An 18,919-nucleotide genomic window follows, 5' to 3' on the forward strand; every position below is an offset into this window, starting at 1 on the left:
GGCTTAGGCCTCCTGCGCGTTGCTAGCATCGTTAGCGGGTAAGGTACGTACATCAACAAAGTTGCCAGCAATCGCGGCCGCCGCAGCCATTGCGGGGCTCACCAAATGCGTACGACCACCGTAACCCTGACGACCTTCGAAATTGCGGTTAGATGTCGATGCACAGTGCTCACCGGCACCCAGTTTGTCGGCGTTCATTGCCAAACACATCGAGCAACCTGGCTCGCGCCACTCAAAGCCTGCTTCAATAAAGATTTTATCTAAGCCTTCTGCTTCTGCTTGGCGTTTCACCAAGCCAGAACCTGGCACTACCATGGCAAGCTTAATAGAGTCAGCGACTTTATTGCCTTTAGCGACCTTGGCGGCTTCACGTAAATCTTCAATGCGCGAGTTAGTGCAGGAACCGATAAACACTTTATCGAGTTTGATATCGGTAATTTTCTGGTTCGCCTGCAAGCCCATGTATTCAAGCGCCCGCATATAGCTGCGCTGCACGGTGTCATCCAGCGCGGCTTGGGGGTCTGGCACTTGGCCAGAAATCCCGGTGACCATTTCAGGGCTGGTACCCCAACTAACCTGCGGCTCTATCTTTTCAGCCTCAAGCGTAACCACTTTATCGAACTGGGCATCTGCATCAGAAACAAGCGTGCGCCAGTCAGCCACGGCGCCTTCCCACTGCTCAGCGGTTGGCGCAAACGGGCGCTCAGCAAGGTAATTAATCGTCGTATCATCGACGGCAATCAGGCCAACGCGCGCACCGGCTTCAATCGCCATATTACACACGGTCATGCGGCCTTCCATCGAGAGCGATTCAATCGCACTGCCCGCAAACTCAATGGCATAGCCCGTGCCACCAGCGGTGCCAATCTGACCAATTATTGCCAACACCACGTCTTTCGCGGTCACGCCCAGGCCAAGTTCACCTTCCACGCGCACCTGCATGTTCTTCATTTTCTGCGCCAGCAAACACTGGGTCGCCATAACGTGCTCGACTTCTGACGTGCCAATACCGTGGGCCAAGGCACCAAAGGCACCGTGGGTCGCGGTGTGTGAATCGCCACATACCACGGTCATACCTGGCAAGGTTGCGCCTTGCTCTGGGCCTACCACGTGCACGATGCCCTGGCGCGGGTCGTTAATTTTGAACTCTTCAATACCGTACTCAAGACAATTATCGTCCAGAGTTTGCACTTGGATTAACGACACCGGGTCTTTGATACCGCTATTGCCTTCAGCGCGCTCTTTTACCGTCGTGGGCACGTTGTGGTCAGGCGTTGCCAGGTTAGCATCTAAACGCCAGGGCTTGCGGTTAGCCAAGCGTAGGCCTTCAAACGCCTGGGGCGAGGTGACTTCGTGCAGCAGTTGGCGGTCGATATAAATCAACGCCGTGCCGTCGTCACGCTGTTTCACCAAGTGCTGATTCCAGAGTTTGTCGTAAAGCGTTTGACCTGACATGTTGCTCTCCTGGGCATTGCCCTGCTAGTTCGGTATGGCAGCCTCTGCGTGCTGCTTATATGGCTATACAAGCAGTGTCACGCGAGTCGCGCATAAAAGCAATTCATGTTATTCATAGATTAAATTCCAAAATGGAATAGCAATCGAGAGAACTGACCGTGGATACCCAAAGCCTACAAGCCTTTTTAGCTGTGGCAGAAACCCAAAGTTTCTCACGCGCGGCGGAGCAGTTGTATTTAACGCAACCCGCCGTCAGCAAACGCATTGCGACTCTGGAAGATCAACTTGGCACGCGGTTGTTTGACCGCATTGGGCGGCGAATCGCGCTCACCGAGGCAGGAAATGTATTGCTTCCCAAAGCCCAGCACATACTGTTCACCGTGGAAGACAGCCGCCGCGCATTAGCCAACCTTTCCGGCCAAGTAGGCGGCAAGCTGACGCTGGCTACCAGCCATCACATTGGCCTGCACCGTCTGCCACCGTTATTAAAGCAGTACACCAAGCGGCATCCAGAAGTGGCGCTAGACCTACACTTTCTGGATTCCGAGCTAGCTTACCAAGGTGTCGTCGACGGCACATTAGAAATGGCAATTGTCACCCTCGCCCCTCATCCCGTTGGGCAGCTGCACGTGGTAGAGCTATGGCGCGACCGGCTGTGTTTTGTGTGCGCCACCGACCACCCACTGGCCCAGCGCCCCCGTCACAACCGCACCCTGCTCAGCTTAGCTGAATTATGTAAATTCGATTGTGTACTGCCAGGCGCAAAAACCTTCACCCGAACGCTGATCGGCCAGCGTTTTGCCGAAGCAGGCCTAACGCTTCCGGTTAGCATGGCAACGAATTATTTAGAAACGTTGAAAATGATGTGCAACGTGGGACTCGGCTGGAGCCTGTTACCTGAAAACATGATCGATGGCGAACTGATCGAACTCAACGTAGACACCGCCCCCATCCACCGCCCGCTGGGTTACTTGGTGCACACCAACCGCACGCTTTCCAATGCCGCTAAAAAAATGGTTGAAGAGCTGGAAGGTTCTCGTGAAAATTCTCTTACCTCACAGTGAACACTTCAAGAATGTCATACACTGCAATACAAAGAGTTAGCTCGTGGTTGTCGATAGGCCACCATCCCTAAGGTCAGCCAAAGTACGAGCAGTAATGCGTTACAAGACCCGACAGTGGATAAAGCGCTGGCAGTTACTATTGGCTGCGGCGGTAGCCTTCAGTTCAGCGATTGTGCCCAAGGTTCACGCTTCAGAACAACACTATCGTGCTTTCTTTGAAAATAGTGCCCTTCCTCTCTCTGAACCAACGCACTTGGCTCCTCTGTATGATGCTAGACGTCGCTGTACCTGGTCTTGTTGTAGTGGTGCGCCTGGTTAAATTCATTGCTCATAGCAAACCAGTTCGGATACCTCTTCTGGGCTACGTTAAGCAGAAAATACATTTTGACATTACTCAGTTTTCTTCAACATATCAGAACCCTTTCGCAGTGCCTCATTGCTCGTTCCTCAAAGATTCGTTACCACGCGCTACAAAAATGTCCCTTTTTTTTCGGCAAATGCCCTCCTCGTTTCTCTTCCGCTGGCCTTCTTCCGTAAATCCTATTAGCCTGCTAACTCAACCAGTAAGGGATTGAGATGCAAGAAACAACGACGCGGCAGCGGCTGGCGGGTTTTTTGATACTGCTTGGGCTGGTTGCTCAAATTATTGGCTTTATCGGCGTGGTGCCAACGGCACAGGCGGTGAGCTATTTACTGTGGGCGGCGGTGGCGCTGCTGTGGCGGGATATTCCAAGGCGTTCACGCATTCAGGCGGGGGTATTGATTGCCCTTGGGGTGCTGATGCTAGTGGTGGCGCAGGTCGCTTACAGTGCCGATATAAATTGGCCTGCCATGCTACAAGGCAATGTGTTTGTGGCCACAATGCTGGTGGGCGTTAGCTTTATTTCATTGATTGGCACCCAAGGCAATAAGCGACCGCCGGGTAAACGGGTGACCGGGGCCGATGGCGTGCTGCGCACCTGGCTAGGGGTGCACTTTCTCGGCACGATTTTGAATCTTTCGACAGTATTTATGGTGGGCGACCGTTTAGCCAGACGCTCGCCTTTAACCACTCCCCAACTGCTAGCGCTGAACCGTGGCTTGAGTAGTGCGGCGTTGTGGTCGCCCTTCTTTGCCTCGATGGGGGTGGTGATTGCGCTAGTGCCAGAGGTGCAGTACGGGCAAATTGCGTTAATTGGCTTTCCGCTGGCAATGCTGTCAGGGCTGCTAACCACCTTAGAGCTTCGGCGGCGGTTTGATTTAGCCGAGGTGGACGGCTTTTCGCTTTCACCGCGCAGCCTGCTAATGCCGGCAGGCATGGCGGCGCTGGTAATGCTGTTTCATTTTTGGCTGACGCCGTCGCTCACCATTGTCAGCATTATTACCTTTTTATTGCCGAGCGTAGCGTTGCTAAGCAACCTGCGAGAAGGTGCACACTATACCCTGCGGCGCGTTCGCCAGCACACCGCCACACGACTACCCGCTATGCGTGGGGAAATTTCGCTATTTTTGGCGGCGGGTTTATTAACGCTGGGGCTTTCAACCCTGGTAACGTCCGCAGCTGGTGAAGACTGGACGCTATTCGCTACCTTCGGCATGTGGCAGGCCATGGTGAGTTTTGCGGGCATTACGTTAAGTGCGCTGGTGGGCTTGCACCCGATCATTGGCGTTTCCGTGCTGGCGTCTATTTTAAATTTAACCAGTGGTGAGCAAACGCTATTTGCCTTTGTCGCGCTGAGCGCTTGGGCGGTGGGTACCAGCGTCGGGCCGTTATCCGGCATTAATCTTTCGCTGCAGGGGCGTTATGGCGTCAGCGGTTATCGCATGATGAAAAACAATTTGTTGTATGCGGCGATTATGAGCCTGCTCTCGCTTGGTGCGATTGCAGGCCTCAGCATATGGGTCAGTTAAATCGTTAGCGCGTTAGTCACTCAGGTCTCGATAATTTTACTGGGAAAACGATAGAAATAGCGGTGGCCACACTGGTGGCATGGCTCTAAGCGAGAGACACCTTCTAGCATGACTTGGGCATCGCAGTGAACGCATGCCATCAAGCCTGGCGCAGCCACTTCGCCTTCGCAGTAGTCTGCACGAGCGGCTTCCAAATCATCTTCGAAGCGCTCTCGATCGACCACACTGCGGTCGGCGATTGAAAGCAGCGATTCTGCTACCCGCCGCGAGAGGTTTTCAATATCGATGCCCAACCAGCTAGCCAACTGTTTACCGGTATCCGCCATGTAGTAGCGCATATCTTTCAGGTCACGTTCTACCCAGGCACGCAGCAGTGCTAGCTCGTCTTTGGTGTACTCTTCAAGTTCCGCTTCGAAAGCAACGGCGTCGTCCAAATCCTTTTGTAGATTATCCCAAGTAAGGTCATTTGCCCCGTCCTGCATGCGTTCTAGCAGGCGCTCGTAGCCTTCGCGCAAGCGGTGATCGTTATTTTGTTCCATGGTACCTCTCCTTTTGTCGACCCAAGGTGCGGCCTATCATCGGCTAACCGTTCAAGGATACACCTGCATAGGATACAATCGACGTTACTTATCTGACAGCCGTCATACACTATTCACTTTGCGCCCTTTTTGGGCGAATTACCCCAAGGCATTGAAAACACCGATGGACGCACATTACAGCCCCCGTGATATTGAACGTGACGCTCAGCAGTACTGGGACAAACACCAGTGCTTCAAAGCAGTAGAAGATGCTAACCGCGAAAAGTTCTACTGCTTATCCATGTTCCCTTACCCCAGCGGCAAGCTGCATATGGGGCACGTGCGTAACTACACTATCGGTGACGTTGTGTCTCGTTTCCAACGCATGCGAGGTAAAAATGTCATGCAGCCCATGGGGTGGGATGCGTTTGGCATGCCTGCGGAAAATGCTGCGATTCAAAACCAAGTGCCGCCCGCTAAGTGGACTTATCAAAATATTGATTACATGCGCAACCAGTTGAAGGCGCTTGGTTTTGCCTATGATTGGAGCCGTGAATTCGCCACCTGTGATACCAGCTACTACCGCTGGGAGCAGTGGTTCTTTACCAAGCTAGTCGAAAAAGGTTTGGTTTATAAGAAAATGTCCACGGTGAACTGGGACCCGGTTGATCAAACTGTACTGGCCAACGAGCAAGTCATCGACGGTTGTGGCTGGCGTTCCGGCGCTCCGGTAGAGCGTAAAGAAATTCCACTGTGGTTCTTGAAGATTACCGACTACGCCGATGAGTTGTTGGCGGACCTGGAAAACGTCGAGTGGCCCGAGCAGGTCAAAACCATGCAGCGCAACTGGATTGGTAAATCCCGTGGCGTTGAAATGACCTTTGAAATTCAGGCACAAGATGGCAGCGCCTGCGAACCGCTGGCGGTATACACCACGCGCCCGGATACGCTGATGGGCGTTACCTACATGGCGGTTGCCGCTGGCCACCCGCTGGCCAAGCAAGCCGCTAAACAAAATAGTGAGTTGGCAGCATTCTGCGACGAGTGTGCGAAAGGTGGCACGTCGGAAGCCGAAATGGCCACCAAAGAGAAGCTGGGCATGCTCACTGGGCACAAAGCGATTCACCCGTTAACCGGGGATGAAGTGCCCGTATTTGTGGCCAACTTCGTGTTAATGGAGTTTGGTACCGGTGCGGTGATGGCAGTCCCTGCCCACGACCAACGTGACTGGGAATTTGCGACCAAGTACGGCATTGAGCTTAAGCCTGTAGTGGCCGACGCCAACGGCAACCAGCCGGATATTACCGAAGGTGCTTACGTTGAGCACGGCACGCTGATTAACTCTGGCGAGTTTGATGGCCTAGAATTCCAACCGGCGTTTGATGCGATAGCCGCCAAGCTTGCTGAGCTTGGCCGTGGCGAGGTAAAAACCAACTACCGCCTGCGTGACTGGGGTATTGCTCGTCAGCGTTATTGGGGCGCGCCGATTCCCGTGAAGTATGGCCCCGAAGGCCAAACCGTGCCGCTATCTGATGACGAACTGCCCGTGGCGCTACCCATGGAAGTGACCGTCGATGCATCCGGCTCACCACTGAAAAGAATGCCCGAATTTTCTGAACTGGGAGACGGCTGGGTGCGTGAAACGGATACCTTCGACACCTTTATGGAGTCTTCCTGGTACTTCGCCCGCTTCTGCTGTGCGGATAATCACGATGCCATGCTGGACGAGCGTGCCAATTACTGGCTACCCGTTGATTTGTACATTGGCGGTATCGAGCACGCGATTCTGCACCTGCTTTATGCCCGCTTCTTCCACAAGCTGCTGCGCGATTTCGGCATGCTGGATTCTGATGAGCCGTTTCAGCAATTGCTAACCCAGGGCATGGTTATCGCAGAAACGTTCTACCGCTTTAAAGATAACGGCGGCAAGGAGTGGTTCAACCCCGTCGATGTCGAAGTAAAACGCGATGAAAAAGGCCGCCCGTTAAGCGCTACGCTGATGAGTGACGGCCAGCCCGTGGAGATGGGCGGCATCGAGAAGATGTCTAAGTCGAAAAACAACGGTGTCGACCCTCAGTCAATGATCGACAAGTTTGGTGCCGACACCGTCCGCCTGTTTATGATGTTTGCCGCCCCGCCTGAACAGTCGTTGGAGTGGTCGGATTCTGGTGTTGAAGGTGCCCATCGTTTTTTGAAGCGGATTTGGCGTCAGGTCACCGAGCATCTTGATGCAGGCACACCCTGCGAATTGGCCGTTGAAGAATTAAACCTCGACCAAAAAGCACTGCGTCGTAAAACCCATGAAACCATCAAAAAAGCCAGTGACGACATCGGTCGCCGCACTACCTTTAATACCGCTATTGCCGCGGTAATGGAGCTTTCTAATGCAGTGGCTAAGTTCGATGATACGTCTGAGTTGGGCTTGGCAGTCACTCGCGAAGCCCTAGAGGCGTGTGTCCTTCTGCTGGCGCCCATTACACCGCACCTATGCCACGCACTATGGCAACAGCTAGGCTATGAGCAGCCCGCCATTGAAGCCCAGTGGCCGAAGGTGGATGAAGCCGCGCTAGCCCGCGACAGTATTGAGCTAGTGGTGCAAGTTAACGGTAAACTGCGCGCGCGCCTGGAAGCTCCAGCCAGTGCAGATAAAGCGGCCATCGAGACGCTTGCGATGGAAAACGAAAACGTCCAGCGCCATCTGGAAGGTAAAACGGTGCGTAAAGTGATCGTAGTGCCCGGCAAGCTGGTTAACATTGTGGTGAGTGGATGAAACCATCCCAACACGTTACACGCCGTCGTTTTCTTACGTACAGCATCGCCGCGACTGCGGCGATGTTGCTCAGTGGCTGTGGGTTTCGCCTGCGCGGTCTTGATTCAATGCCACGCTTGCCCGCCCTTTCCCTTGAGGGTGACGACACTAGCGCTTTGGCCCAACAGCTTCGCATAAGGTTGTTGCAACAAAGCACAGAAGTATCGGGTGGCGCCCCCTGGCGGGTCACGCTAGGCTCGCCGGTACTTCGCCAGCACCGTATCGGTAGTGAAGGGCGTGCCAGCCAAGAACATGAACTGACGCTAAGCACATCTCTCTCCGTGCAACAGCGAGAGAATAACGCTTATGTGCTTAATAATGCGACAGTAACCACCAATACGCGTATTCGAGTCAGCGACGATGACCTGCTCAATCGTGAAACAATTTTTCAAGAAGCCGAACAAACGCTAACGCGGCAGCTAGCAGAGCGCATTATTGAAAAGCTAGCGAATCTTGAGGCCATTCAGTGAAAGTCTTTTCGGACCAGCTTCCTGCAGCTTTAGCAAAAAAGTTGCCTAAGGTTGTGATTGTAGCCGGTGATGAACCACTGCAACATCGCGATGCCTGCGACGCCGTCCGCTTGGCTGCTAGACAAGCCGGCGTCGAAGAACGGGAAGTGCTCGATGTAGAGCCCAACTTTGCTTGGGGACGCCTTCTGGAAACCGCCAGCAACCTCTCTTTGTTCGCCTCTAATAAGCTCTTGGAACTACGGCTAGGTGCCCACAAGCTGGGCCAAGATGGCAGTAAAGCACTGACACAATATGCTGAAATGATGGCTGGCAACGATGACCTGCTGCTGATTAGTATGGGAAAACTGGATGCCAAACAACAAAAGAGCGCATGGTTCAAGGCGCTCGATAAACAAGGTGTATTTGTGCCCGTATGGCCCGTCGATGCCTCGCGCTTAGGCTACTGGCTGCGGGATCGCGCATCGCTGCATGGGTTGCAAATTGACCTAGAAGCAGCACGTTTATTGGGCGAGCGCACGGAGGGTAACTTACTGGCTGCCGATCAAGAGCTACAAAAACTCGCGCTTATTCATCCACCTAATACCCGCCTTAATGTCGAAAGCATTGCTCAAGGCGTGGAAGACAGCACTCGATTTGATGTGTTTAATTTGGCTGATGCCTGCTTGAAAGGTGAGCCAAGCCGGACTTCGCGTATCGTCCATGGGCTGCGCAGTGAAGGTGTTGAAGCGCCCATTGTGTTATGGGCACTTAGTCGTGAGCTACGTACCCTGCTATCACTGCATCAACACCTCGATCAGGGTCAAAGCTTTGAACACGCCTGCAAAACCCAGAAACCGATGATTTTTGATAAACGCCGCCCCGCTTACCAAAAGGCGATCAGCCGCCTCTCGATGAAACGTTTACATAAACTGCTATTAATGGCCCAACGCTTAGACCTTGCAGTAAAAGGAGCTTCGACAGTGCCTTTATGGCCCGGACTTCATGACCTCGCCATGACCATGGCCGGTGGCAAAGGTCTTTTGGCTGAAAGCCCATGGACTTATCGCATTAGTGCAAACAATTAGCACTTTGCGCTTGCCCCTTAAATCCGCCGCTGTTTGTTTCTATACTATTAAATCAAGTTACTGATCAACTTGCTCCCCAAGACGTCTAAGGATGAAGACAATGAAAAAAGTGCGTGCTTACCTCTCAAGCTTACTAATCGCTGCGTTAGTCATTACCAGTCTCCCCGTTGCTGCTGCGCCCACAGCTTCGCAAGGTATGGACATGGCCTCTGTAGAATTAACTCCTACAGAGTTAGCTTCTAAAGAATTAGCTTCTAAAGAATTAGTCTCTACCCAATCTGTTTTAGCAGGTGACCGTGCTGGTGCCGACCGCGAGCGTATCAATGAAATTCTTGCCAGTGCAGACGTACAAGACCAGCTACTCAAGCAGGGTGTGAGTTTAGATGAGGTCGAAGCCCGCGTAGCAGCCCTAAGCGACGCTGAAGCACAGCAAATGGCCGAACAACTGGAACAACTGCCTGCCGGTGCAGGTGTGATTGGCGCGCTGTTTGCAGTATTTGTGATTCTACTAGTGACTGACATTCTTGGCCTGACCGATGTTTATCCGTTCACTCGCTGATTTGTCTGCTGTGATGAAATACTTACTAAATGCCCGCTTTGCGGGCGTTTTACTGTTTACTCTGCTGTTCGCTATGCTTAGTGGCTGTGCTCGAAGCCCAGTGTTGCTAGAAAGCACTAAAGCTAGCCTAGCACCCCAAACAGAGCTTACAGAGGTGCCTTTTTACGCACAGACAGAGTACCAGTGTGGTCCAGCGACATTGGCGATGGTGCTTAACCATCAGGGAGTAGATGCAGAGCTTAACAATTTGATCCCTCAGGTATTTTTACCCGGACGAGGAGGTAGCGTTCAACCCGAAATGCTAGCCACTGTTCGCCGTTATAAGCAGCTGGCAATTCCAATTCGCGGCACCATGGATGCGTTGCTTGGCCACCTGGAAGCTGGTGACCCGGTAGCAGTAATGCAAAACCTCTCCTTGCCGGCATTTCCAATGTGGCATTACGCAGTGGCCATTGGCTTTGATCTTCCAAACGAAACGCTGATCTTGCGCAGCGGCGAAATCGAACGACATACGATGTCTTTTAGCCGTTTTGATGCTACGTGGGCGCGCTCTGAACGCTGGGGATTTGTGGTTAGTGAACCTGGCAGCCTGCCCGAAGGTGTTTCCATTCGCAACGCGCTAGAGGCCATTAGCGCCTATGAGGAACAGCATGGCTCTATAGCAACGCTTTCCAGCTGGCAAGCCTTTGCAGATCGCTTTCCTGACAACGCACTAGGCCAATTCGCGCTTGGGAACGCGCACTATGCCAATAAACAACCTCAAGCAGCGTTGGAAGCCTTTGAGTCAGCGACACAGCTTGACCCTGCTATGGGTGCCGCATGGTTGAATTTAGCCATCTTGAGGCTACAACAAGAAAATAGTGACGGCGCCCGCGAAGCACTCGCACAAGCTGTTACTTTAAACGGGGATTGGCAACCTCGCGCTCAGCGACTGCTGGAAGGTTTGTGAGGTATGAGGTAAACATAAGGGGGTTCTACCCCCCCCACTTGTGGCGTTTTAAAATACCCGGTTTAAACCGTTTTGCGCTGCTACCCGGTACGCTTCTGCCATTGTTGGATAGTTGAAGGTGGTGTTAACAAAGTACTTCACAGTATTCGCTTTACCTTCCTGCTGCATAATTGCCTGACCAATGTGTAGAATTTCCGAAGCCTGGTCACCAAAACAATGGATTCCTAATATTTCCAACGTGTCTTGGTGGAATAAGATCTTCAACATTCCCACTGTATCGCCGGTAATTTGCGCACGAGCAGTATCTTTAAAGAAGGCTTTACCCACTTCATAGGGCACTTTAGCTTCAGTTAGCTCACGTTCATTAGGGCCAAAAGAACTGATTTCGGGAATGGTATAGATCCCTGTCGGTACATCGCTTACAAAGCGGTACTCTTTGTCCAGCAGCTCATTACAAGAATTTAATCCCTGGTCATAAGCGGCACTGGCGAGACTCGGCCAACCAATCACATCGCCTGCCGCATAAATGTGCGGAATCGCGGTGCGGTAGTGCTCATCAACGCTGAGCTGACCTCGATCATTCGGTTCTAAACCAATGTTCTCAAGCCCAAGACTGTCGGTGTTGCCGGTACGCCCGTTCGCCCAAAGAAATGCATCGGCGCGGATCTTTTTGCCCGATTTTAGGCTCACAACTACCCCGGCATCGTCACCTTCAACACTTTCGTAGTCTTCGTTATGACGAATCAGCACCCCATGTTTACGTAGGTGGTAGGAAAGCGCATCGCTAATTTCATCATCCAGAAACGATAGCAGGCTGTCTCGGTTATTAATCAAATCAACCTTTACGCCAAGGCCCGAAAAGATGGAGGCATACTCGCAGCCGATAACACCCGCCCCAAAAATTACCAATGTCCGCGGGGTGTGGGAAAGGCTGAGAATCGTATCAGAGCAGTAGATGCGCGGATGACGGAAGTTAATATCCGCCGGACGGTAAGGCCGAGAGCCGGTAGAAATGACGATTTTCTTGGCTGTCAGCTCTTCCACGCCTTCCTGTCGGTCTCGTACCACTACCGTATGCTCATCTTTGAAACGAGCCACACCATGAAACAGATCAATTCGGTTCCGCGCGTAGAACGTGGTGCGCATTTCTACCTGTTTATCAATGGTGCCACGGGAACGCTCCATTACTTTAGGAAAAGAAAACCAGCGAGGCTCACCGATATCGCGGAACATGCGGTTGGTATTGAACGCCATGATCTGTTTGACCTGATGACGCAGCGCTTTTGAAGGAATTGTGCCCCAGTGGGTGCAGTTGCCACCTACTTGGGCTTGCTTCTCAATAATCGCCACTCGTTTGCCGTGCTTAGCAGCATTGATGGCAGCGCTTTCCCCAGCTGGGCCAGTACCTATCACCACGACATCGTAATTGTGAACTGCCATACGACTTGTATCTCCTTATTCCTGACTTAAAAGCGCTTCAAGGGCATTACATAAACGCTCGCCATTAGCGAGCGTTTACGAAGCAAAAAACCAAATTAACGACGCGTTGCGTCATAACCCAGGTCAGCCCCACGACTCTCGTCGCTACGACGGCGAACACTTCCACGCTTGCGATTTTCTTCTTCGCAAACCTCATCTTTGCCGCCGCAGATGTCACAGCCTTCTTTTAGCCCCAATTGATTTAAGCCACCACAGGAACCAGCAATAGGCTTGCGGCCCATTAATACGCCGACAGCCATCGCGGTCATCACCAGCGCCATAAAACCAAATACCAGTAGCCAGATTGTCATATTCACCTCCGAGCATTGCATTAGCTGCTCACCTGCCGACAACATTCATGTCGTCAGGTGCCCTAAAATTTTAATGTCTATTGTACCTCAGCTACTGCACCATTGATCAGGTTGCTCATCGTTTTATAAGCGTTTACATAAAAAACGGGGCTGACCAAAAGGCCAGCCCCGCTCATACCCGCAGGCAATTTACACAACCACGTCATTAACCGCCGAAGTCATCTAATAGGATGTTTTCCGGCTCAACACCCAGGTCAAGCAGAAGCTTGATCACAGAGGCATTCATCATGGGCGGTCCACACATGTAGTACTCACAATCTTCAGGCGCAGGGTGATCCTTCAGATAGTTTTCATACAGTACGTTATGAATAAAGCCTGACGGCCCTTCCCAGTTATCTTCTGGCTGCGGATCAGAAAGCGCCAAGTGCCACTCAAAGTTCGGGAATTCTTCCGCTAGCTTGTCATACTCTTCATTGTAGAAGGTTTCACGCCAAGAGCGCGCGCCATACCAGAAAGATATCTTACGATCCGACTTCAAGCGTTTCAGCTGATCGAAAATGTGGCTACGCATGGGTGCCATACCCGCACCACCACCTACGAAGACCATTTCCGCATCAGTGTCTCTGGCAAAGAACTCACCGAACGGCCCCATCACAGTTACCTTGTCACCGGGCTTAAGACTGAAGACATAGGTAGACATCAGGCCAGGGGGATGACTGGTACCAGGAGGTGGCGTTGCAATGCGGATATTAAACTTAAGCAAGCCTTTCTCATCAGGATAGTTTGCCATCGAATACGCACGAATGATTTCTTCTTCATTCTTATGCGAGATATCGAATAGACCAAACTTTTCCCAGTCACCACGGTACTCTTCATCAATATCGAAATCAGAGAATTTGATGTCATAAGGCGGCGCGACCAGCTGAACATAGCCACCTGCGCGGAAGGCAACTTCTTCACCTTCAGGCAACTTCAAGTTCAGCTCTTTAATAAAGGTAGCCACATTGGGGTTTGCGGTAACCTCGGTTTCCCACTTTTTAACACCAAAGACTTCTTCAGGCACTTCTACTTTCATGTCCTGTTTCACAGGAACCTGACAAGACAGACGCCAGCCATCTTTCTTTTCGCGCATAGTAAAGTGAGATTCTTCCGTCGGCAAAATAGAGCCGCCGCCCTCTTCTACTCGGCATTTACACTGTGCGCATGATCCGCCGCCGCCGCAGGCGGAAGAAAGGAAGATGCCGTTTGCAGCTAAGGTGTTAAGCAACTTACCACCAGCCTGAGTCTGCAAGGTATGCTCGGGGTCACCGTTGACTTCAATTGTCACGTCCCCGCTACTCACTAGCTTGCTGCGCGCTGCCAGAATGATCGCCGTTAAGCTAATAACGATGATCGTAAACATGACAACACCGAGCAAGATGACAGATGTATCAACCATGTCGGTTTCCTATTGCTGAAGGTTTTCTGTACCTCGGCAACCTGAGTTGCCGAGAAAACCGGCTCCGATTAAAGCTGAATGCCTGAGAAGGACATAAAGCCCAACGACATTAAGCCAACGGTAATAAACGTGATGCCAAGACCCTGAAGGCCGCCAGGCACGTCGCTATACTTCAGCTTCTCGCGGATACCAGCCAGTGCTGTAATAGCGAGCGCCCAGCCGACACCAGAACCAAATCCGTAGATTACGGATTCGCCAAAGTTGTAGTTACGCTCAACCATAAACAGTACGCCACCGAGAATCGCGCAGTTAACAGTAATCAGCGGTAGGAATACGCCCAGTGCGTTATAAAGCGCCGGAACATATTTATCGAGAAACATTTCCAGAATCTGAACAAGTGCGGCAATAACGCCGATATAGCTCAGAAGCCCGAGGAATGAAAGATCGATGTTTTCAGTACCGCTTACGCCAGTCCAGGACAATGCGCCTTCAGCCAGCAGCAGGTTGAAGACAAGATTATTGACCGGAACCGAGATTGTCAGTACGACAATAACAGCAATTCCAAGGCCAAATGCAGCAGAAACCTTCTTAGATACCGCCAGGAACGTACACATCCCTAAAAAGAAGGCTAATGCCAAGTTCTCAACGAATACCGAAGCGACGAATAGGCTTAGATAGTGTTCCATATTACACGGCCTCCTTCGGCTTGGTGTTGTGCTTCATTTTGAACTCACTCTCTTCTACCTGCTCAGGATTAACTGAGCGCAGTACCCAAATCAGCAAACCGATAATGAAGAAGGCAGAAGGCGGCAGTAACATCATACCGTTAGGTACATACCAACCACCGTTTTGGACCGTGGGCAGGATCGTGAGGCCAAAAACACTCCCAGAACCCAGTAACTCACGGAAAAAGCCAACCACCATCAGGACAAAGCCATAGCCAAGGCCGTTACCAATACCGTCAAGGAACGACATACCCGGTGTATTGGTCATAGCAAAGCCTTCCGCACGGCCCATTACGATACAGTTAGTAATGATTAGGCCTACGAAGACCGATAGCTGCTTAGACATTTCATACGCATAGGCTTTAAGGATCTGGTCGACGACGATAACCAGTGATGCGATGATCGTCATCTGAACAATAATACGAATCGAAGATGGAATCTGATTACGGATCAACGATACGAACATGCTTGAGAACGATGTTACGAAGATGACTGCCAGCGCCATTACCAGCGAAACGCTCATGCTGGTCGTCACCGCTAGTGCCGAACAAATTCCCAAAATCTGTAGCGCAATAGGATTGTTCTTAAAGATCGGCGCCGTTAAGACGCTTTTTGCATTTGCATCCGCCATGATCAGGCCCCCTCAACGTCGTCGAAGTTAGTGTCGGTGTCTTCGGCGTCTGATGGCTCGGTACCGCTGCGGAACCTGGCTAAGTAAAGGGCAAAGGCCTCTTCACTTAACCAGAACTGCAACATGTTGGTAACACCGTTACTAGTGAGCGTTGCGCCAGACAGAGCGTCCACTTCATACTGGTTGCTTGCACCGCCCTTGGTCAGGTGGATTTCTGGAGAGAGATCACCCTCTTCTTCGTAAATCTTTTTACCTTCCCACTGGGCTTGCCAACGCGGATTATTCACCTCAGCACCAAGACCAGGTGTTTCGCTGTGGTCGTAATAGGTGATACTAACGATGGTATTACCGTCACCTTCAACAGCTAAGAAGCCCATCATACGACCCCAAAGCCCTTGCCCACGAATAGGCAGGACAATTTGATCTGGGTTCTCTTCGTCGCCGATCAGATAGATAGTCGCAAAATTCTCAACCCGCGACAAACCTGCAATGTCGCGGTCGCCGGAAAGTGTACGACCCGTTGCTGGATCGCGAGACGCTTCGAAACCATCGAAGGTATCGGGGTTGAACTGATCGGTATACTCACCGGTATCAAGCTCTACTACACGTGCAGTGATTTGGGTGCGGAACGCTTCCTCAACATCCATACCGGGCTCATAAAGATTTGCCACGTTAAGAATATTGGTTTTACGATCCAGTTCCTGATTCAACTGCTGTGCGGGGCGAAGGGCTACAGCGGCCGTCGACACAATCACCGAACACACGATACACAGCGAGAACGCTACGATTAGGACCTTTTTGATTGAGTTGTTACCTTGTGCCATTAGGCAGTCTCCTCGGCCGGTACGCCAGTCCGCTTGAGACGGCGTTTAACATTGGCCTGGACGAACATGTGATCAATCAGCGGTGCAAACAGGTTGGCAAACAAAATGGCCAACATGATGCCTTCCGGGAAAGCCGGGTTCACTACGCGAATCAGCACGGTCATCACACCAATTAGCGCACCAAACACTAAGCGACCTTGGTTAGTCATGGCGGCAGACACAGGGTCCGTTGCCATAAACACCATGCCGAAAGCGAAGCCACCAATGACTAAGTGCCAGTACCAGGGCATTGCAAACATCGGGTTGCTGTCAGAACCGATTAGGTTAAACAGCGTGCTGGTAATGACCATACCCAAGAAAACGCCCAGCATAATTCGCCAGTTTGCGATCTTAGTCCACAGCAGTACGGCAGCACCGATCAGGATTGCTAGCGTTGATACTTCACCCACTGAGCCCGGTACGAAGCCTAAAAAGGCATCCCACCAGCTATACGTGTTGGTCAACGCAGACATGCCGTCTTGGAAGGCCATAGAAAGTGCCGTTGCGCCTGTATAACCATCTGCGGCTACCCATACTGCGTCACCCGAAATTTGTGCTGGATAAGCAAAGTATAAGAAAGCTCGGCCAGTCAACGCGGGGTTCAGGAAGTTCTTACCCGTTCCACCGAAGATTTCTTTACCAATCACAACGCCGAAGGTAATACCTAAAGCAACCTGCCATAGCGGAATAGTTGCCGGAAGAATCAAAGCAAATAGTACAGAAGTTACGAAGAAGCCTTCGTTGACTTCATGCCCACGCTTAATGGCAAACATAACTTCCCAAAAACCACCTACCACGAACGTAACGAGATAGATTGGCAAGAAATAAGTTGCACCGAGTACGAAGTTAGCCCATAGGCTGCTGGGATCATGACCACCCGCAAGAGTCATCATGATTGCTTCACGCCAGCCATTCATCGAAGCGTAACCCGCTTCGATCGCGGTGTTTGCTTGCCAACCAGCATTCCACATGCCGAATAACATCGCAGGGAAGGTACACATCCACACAGTTATCATAATGCGCTTAAGGTCAACACCATCACGCACGTGGGACGTGGTTTTCGCAACGCTAGGCGGCGAATAAAAAACGGTATCTATCGCTTCGTAGAGCGGATAGAACTTTTCGTACCTACCACCTTTATGGAAGTGCGGCTCGATATTATCGAGTGTTTGTCGAATACCCATCATCAGGCCTCTTTCTCGATCATGGTGAGATTGTCACGCAGGATAGGACCGTACTCATATTTGCCTGGGCAAACATAGGTACACAGCGCCAGATCCTCTTCGTCCAGCTCAAGACACCCAAGCTGCATGGCAACCTCAATGTCGCCCACAATCAGCGAACGCAGCAGCTGTGTTGGCATTACATCCAACGGCATAATGCGTTCGTAATTACCCACCGGCACCATGGCGCGTTCAGAGCCATTAGTAGAAGTTGTCGGTGCGTAGTTACTCAGGCCTTTAATCTTGGAAATGTAGATGCCCATAATTGAGTGGCGATTTGCGCCAGTGGACAGCCACCCCATAAAGGTGCGCTTATTGCCTTCTTCCAGCAAGCTCACCTGATTATGGAAACGCCCCAGATAGGTAAGATTACCTTCAGCAGAAGCGCCACAGAAGACAGAGCCTGAAATTACACGGGTGTCATCAGGTTTGATGACTTCACCAGCTAAGAGTTCCTCAGTACTGGCACCAACACGGGTACGCAATAAACGAGGATTCTCAGCACGCGGGCCACCTACAGCAATGATACGGCTCGTATCAAGTTTGCCTTCAACAAACAGTTTACCGAATGCAATCACGTCCTGATAACCGATGTGCCACACTTTTTTATGCAGGGCTACCGGCGAAAGGTAGTGAATGTGCGTGCCTACTAAACCTGCTGGATGCGGGCCAGCAAAACTCTCAGTTTTTACGCCAGCGACGTCACCACCAGGAAGGGAAGCATTAGCACCCGTACATAGAAAAACGTTGCCCTCGGTCAGGCGGGTTAGCACCTTGAGGCCGTCTTCAAATGCTTGTGGGTTTTCGTTGATCACTACCGCAGGGTCAGCGCTAAGTGGATGCGTATCCACGGCAGTAACAAAAATATCGGTGGGAGTACTGTCGATGGCTGGGGTGCGAGAGAAAGGTCGGGTGCGCAAGGCAGTCCAAAGGCCTGATTCTAGCAATTGATCGACAACAGACTGGCGCTCGAGCTGCCCTAAAGCGCCACGATCATGAGAAGCGAATGTCATCGCTTCTTCATTTTCATCGACTTTAATTACGACAGACAACAAGCGTCGCTTTTCGCCACGGTTAATAGCAACTATTTCACCGCTAGCGGGCGCTGTAAAACGCACACCATCAATTTTCTTATCGGTGAAAAGTAATTGGCCCAGTTTGACCTTATCCCCTTCCTGAACTTCCATCGTTGGCTTCATGCCAACGTAGTCGGTGCCCAGGATTGCCACGTGGCGCACAGGTCGCGCATCTTCAATACGCTGCTCGGGCGCTCCCGTGATGGGGAGATCCAGGCCTTTTTTGACTTCGATCATAGTCTCGCCCAGTTGATGGATCGGATATACGAAGGTAAGGGGTTCGAATGCTTATTTCTGCTCAGTGAATTTTTATTGTCTGTTCAGATTGTTGCCAGTCAGGCCCAAGCAAGCTTGAACCACCCCGAAAAATCTATCGTATTATAAAGACAAGCGCG

The 18,919-nt window shown here is 51.6% G+C and carries 18 protein-coding genes; 8 read left to right on the forward strand and 10 right to left on the reverse strand.

Annotated features, from left to right (window positions below):
- Positions 1-3: 3 nt before the first annotated feature.
- Positions 4-1,455: a 3-isopropylmalate dehydratase large subunit gene (gene leuC, locus ELY33_RS04385; RefSeq protein ID WP_126944516.1), complete on the reverse strand. Its 1,452-nt coding sequence runs from the start codon at positions 1,453-1,455 to the stop codon at positions 4-6.
- A gap of 158 nt (positions 1,456-1,613) precedes the next feature.
- Here leuC and ELY33_RS04390 point away from each other — a divergent pair, with 158 nt between their 5' ends.
- From ELY33_RS04390 to ELY33_RS04400, 3 genes are all read left to right on the forward strand, one after another.
- On the forward strand, positions 1,614-2,519 hold the full coding sequence (locus ELY33_RS04390) for a LysR family transcriptional regulator (RefSeq protein WP_126944520.1): 906 nt from the start codon (positions 1,614-1,616) through the stop codon (positions 2,517-2,519).
- A gap of 94 nt (positions 2,520-2,613) precedes the next feature.
- Positions 2,614-2,838 (forward strand): hypothetical protein, encoded by a 225-nt coding sequence (locus ELY33_RS17960; protein ID WP_126944523.1) that lies wholly within the window; start codon positions 2,614-2,616, stop codon positions 2,836-2,838.
- A gap of 257 nt (positions 2,839-3,095) precedes the next feature.
- Positions 3,096-4,409 (forward strand): hypothetical protein, encoded by a 1,314-nt coding sequence (locus tag ELY33_RS04400; protein ID WP_126944526.1) that lies wholly within the window; start codon positions 3,096-3,098, stop codon positions 4,407-4,409.
- Positions 4,410-4,429: 20 nt separating this feature from the next.
- On the opposite strand, the gene ELY33_RS04405 is transcribed toward ELY33_RS04400, so the two are convergent.
- Positions 4,430-4,948 (reverse strand): zinc ribbon-containing protein, encoded by a 519-nt coding sequence (locus ELY33_RS04405; RefSeq protein ID WP_126944529.1) that lies wholly within the window; start codon positions 4,946-4,948, stop codon positions 4,430-4,432.
- A gap of 163 nt (positions 4,949-5,111) precedes the next feature.
- On the opposite strand from ELY33_RS04405, the gene leuS reads away from it, so the two are divergent.
- The 5 genes from leuS (at position 5,112) to ELY33_RS04430 (ending at position 10,778) form a co-directional block, all read left to right on the forward strand.
- Entirely contained in the window at positions 5,112-7,697 is a 2,586-nt protein-coding gene (gene leuS / locus ELY33_RS04410) for a leucine--tRNA ligase (RefSeq protein WP_126944532.1), read from the forward strand.
- Complete coding sequence (locus tag ELY33_RS04415; RefSeq protein ID WP_126944535.1) at positions 7,694-8,206, forward strand: LPS-assembly lipoprotein LptE; 513 nt, start codon at positions 7,694-7,696, stop codon at positions 8,204-8,206. The genes leuS and ELY33_RS04415 overlap by 4 nt, the downstream gene beginning before the upstream one ends.
- The gene (gene holA, locus ELY33_RS04420; protein WP_126944538.1) at positions 8,203-9,270 is read left to right on the forward strand and encodes a DNA polymerase III subunit delta; all 1,068 of its coding nucleotides are present in this window, start codon (positions 8,203-8,205) and stop codon (positions 9,268-9,270) included. Before ELY33_RS04415 ends, holA begins: the two co-directional genes overlap by 4 nt.
- A gap of 100 nt (positions 9,271-9,370) precedes the next feature.
- The gene (locus ELY33_RS04425; protein ID WP_126944541.1) at positions 9,371-9,829 is read left to right on the forward strand and encodes a PA2779 family protein; all 459 of its coding nucleotides are present in this window, start codon (positions 9,371-9,373) and stop codon (positions 9,827-9,829) included.
- Complete coding sequence (locus ELY33_RS04430) at positions 9,807-10,778, forward strand: PA2778 family cysteine peptidase (RefSeq protein WP_244208558.1); 972 nt, start codon at positions 9,807-9,809, stop codon at positions 10,776-10,778. The genes ELY33_RS04425 and ELY33_RS04430 overlap by 23 nt, the downstream gene beginning before the upstream one ends.
- A gap of 48 nt (positions 10,779-10,826) precedes the next feature.
- On the opposite strand, the gene sthA is transcribed toward ELY33_RS04430, so the two are convergent.
- The 8 genes from sthA to ELY33_RS04470 form a co-directional block, all read right to left on the reverse strand.
- Positions 10,827-12,218: a Si-specific NAD(P)(+) transhydrogenase gene (gene sthA / locus ELY33_RS04435; RefSeq protein ID WP_126944544.1), complete on the reverse strand. Its 1,392-nt coding sequence runs from the start codon at positions 12,216-12,218 to the stop codon at positions 10,827-10,829.
- Between the two features lie 95 nt (positions 12,219-12,313).
- Positions 12,314-12,568, reverse strand: coding sequence for a (Na+)-NQR maturation NqrM (gene nqrM, locus ELY33_RS04440; protein WP_009723507.1), 255 nt, complete (start codon positions 12,566-12,568; stop codon positions 12,314-12,316).
- A 205-nt stretch (positions 12,569-12,773) separates the two neighbouring features.
- Positions 12,774-14,006, reverse strand: a complete 1,233-nt coding sequence (gene nqrF, locus ELY33_RS04445; RefSeq protein WP_126944547.1) for an NADH:ubiquinone reductase (Na(+)-transporting) subunit F — start codon at positions 14,004-14,006, stop codon at positions 12,774-12,776.
- A 68-nt stretch (positions 14,007-14,074) separates the two neighbouring features.
- Positions 14,075-14,692 carry an NADH:ubiquinone reductase (Na(+)-transporting) subunit E gene (gene nqrE / locus ELY33_RS04450; RefSeq protein ID WP_126944549.1) on the reverse strand — a complete coding sequence of 206 codons (618 nt, stop codon included), beginning with the start codon at positions 14,690-14,692 and terminating at the stop codon, positions 14,075-14,077.
- 1 nt (position 14,693) lies between these two features.
- Positions 14,694-15,362 (reverse strand): NADH:ubiquinone reductase (Na(+)-transporting) subunit D, encoded by a 669-nt coding sequence (locus tag ELY33_RS04455; protein WP_126944552.1) that lies wholly within the window; start codon positions 15,360-15,362, stop codon positions 14,694-14,696.
- Positions 15,363-15,364: 2 nt separating this feature from the next.
- Positions 15,365-16,186: a Na(+)-translocating NADH-quinone reductase subunit C gene (locus ELY33_RS04460; protein ID WP_126944555.1), complete on the reverse strand. Its 822-nt coding sequence runs from the start codon at positions 16,184-16,186 to the stop codon at positions 15,365-15,367.
- Complete coding sequence (locus ELY33_RS04465; protein ID WP_126944558.1) at positions 16,186-17,412, reverse strand: NADH:ubiquinone reductase (Na(+)-transporting) subunit B; 1,227 nt, start codon at positions 17,410-17,412, stop codon at positions 16,186-16,188. Before ELY33_RS04465 ends, ELY33_RS04460 begins: the two co-directional genes overlap by 1 nt.
- Positions 17,412-18,761 carry a Na(+)-translocating NADH-quinone reductase subunit A gene (locus ELY33_RS04470; RefSeq protein ID WP_126944561.1) on the reverse strand — a complete coding sequence of 450 codons (1,350 nt, stop codon included), beginning with the start codon at positions 18,759-18,761 and terminating at the stop codon, positions 17,412-17,414. Before ELY33_RS04470 ends, ELY33_RS04465 begins: the two co-directional genes overlap by 1 nt.
- Between the last annotated feature and the right edge of the window lie 158 nt (positions 18,762-18,919).

It is taken from the genome of Vreelandella andesensis (assembly GCF_003989795.1).
Taxonomy (GTDB): domain Bacteria; phylum Pseudomonadota; class Gammaproteobacteria; order Pseudomonadales; family Halomonadaceae; genus Vreelandella; species Vreelandella andesensis.

Coding starts and splice junctions, on each gene's coding strand:
- leuC (WP_126944516.1), bottom strand. CDS start 1,455: ATGTCAGGTCAAACGCTTTACGACAAACTCTGGAATCAGCACTTGGTG.
- ELY33_RS17960 (WP_126944523.1), top strand. CDS start 2,614: ATGCGTTACAAGACCCGACAGTGGATAAAGCGCTGGCAGTTACTATTG.
- ELY33_RS04400 (WP_126944526.1), top strand. CDS start 3,096: ATGCAAGAAACAACGACGCGGCAGCGGCTGGCGGGTTTTTTGATACTG.
- ELY33_RS04405 (WP_126944529.1), bottom strand. CDS start 4,948: ATGGAACAAAATAACGATCACCGCTTGCGCGAAGGCTACGAGCGCCTG.
- leuS (WP_126944532.1), top strand. CDS start 5,112: ATGGACGCACATTACAGCCCCCGTGATATTGAACGTGACGCTCAGCAG.
- ELY33_RS04415 (WP_126944535.1), top strand. CDS start 7,694: ATGAAACCATCCCAACACGTTACACGCCGTCGTTTTCTTACGTACAGC.
- ELY33_RS04425 (WP_126944541.1), top strand. CDS start 9,371: ATGAAAAAAGTGCGTGCTTACCTCTCAAGCTTACTAATCGCTGCGTTA.
- ELY33_RS04430 (WP_244208558.1), top strand. CDS start 9,807: ATGTTTATCCGTTCACTCGCTGATTTGTCTGCTGTGATGAAATACTTA.
- sthA (WP_126944544.1), bottom strand. CDS start 12,218: ATGGCAGTTCACAATTACGATGTCGTGGTGATAGGTACTGGCCCAGCT.
- nqrM (WP_009723507.1), bottom strand. CDS start 12,568: ATGACAATCTGGCTACTGGTATTTGGTTTTATGGCGCTGGTGATGACC.
- nqrF (WP_126944547.1), bottom strand. CDS start 14,006: ATGGTTGATACATCTGTCATCTTGCTCGGTGTTGTCATGTTTACGATC.
- nqrE (WP_126944549.1), bottom strand. CDS start 14,692: ATGGAACACTATCTAAGCCTATTCGTCGCTTCGGTATTCGTTGAGAAC.
- ELY33_RS04455 (WP_126944552.1), bottom strand. CDS start 15,362: ATGGCGGATGCAAATGCAAAAAGCGTCTTAACGGCGCCGATCTTTAAG.
- ELY33_RS04460 (WP_126944555.1), bottom strand. CDS start 16,186: ATGGCACAAGGTAACAACTCAATCAAAAAGGTCCTAATCGTAGCGTTC.
- ELY33_RS04465 (WP_126944558.1), bottom strand. CDS start 17,412: ATGATGGGTATTCGACAAACACTCGATAATATCGAGCCGCACTTCCAT.
- ELY33_RS04470 (WP_126944561.1), bottom strand. CDS start 18,761: ATGATCGAAGTCAAAAAAGGCCTGGATCTCCCCATCACGGGAGCGCCC.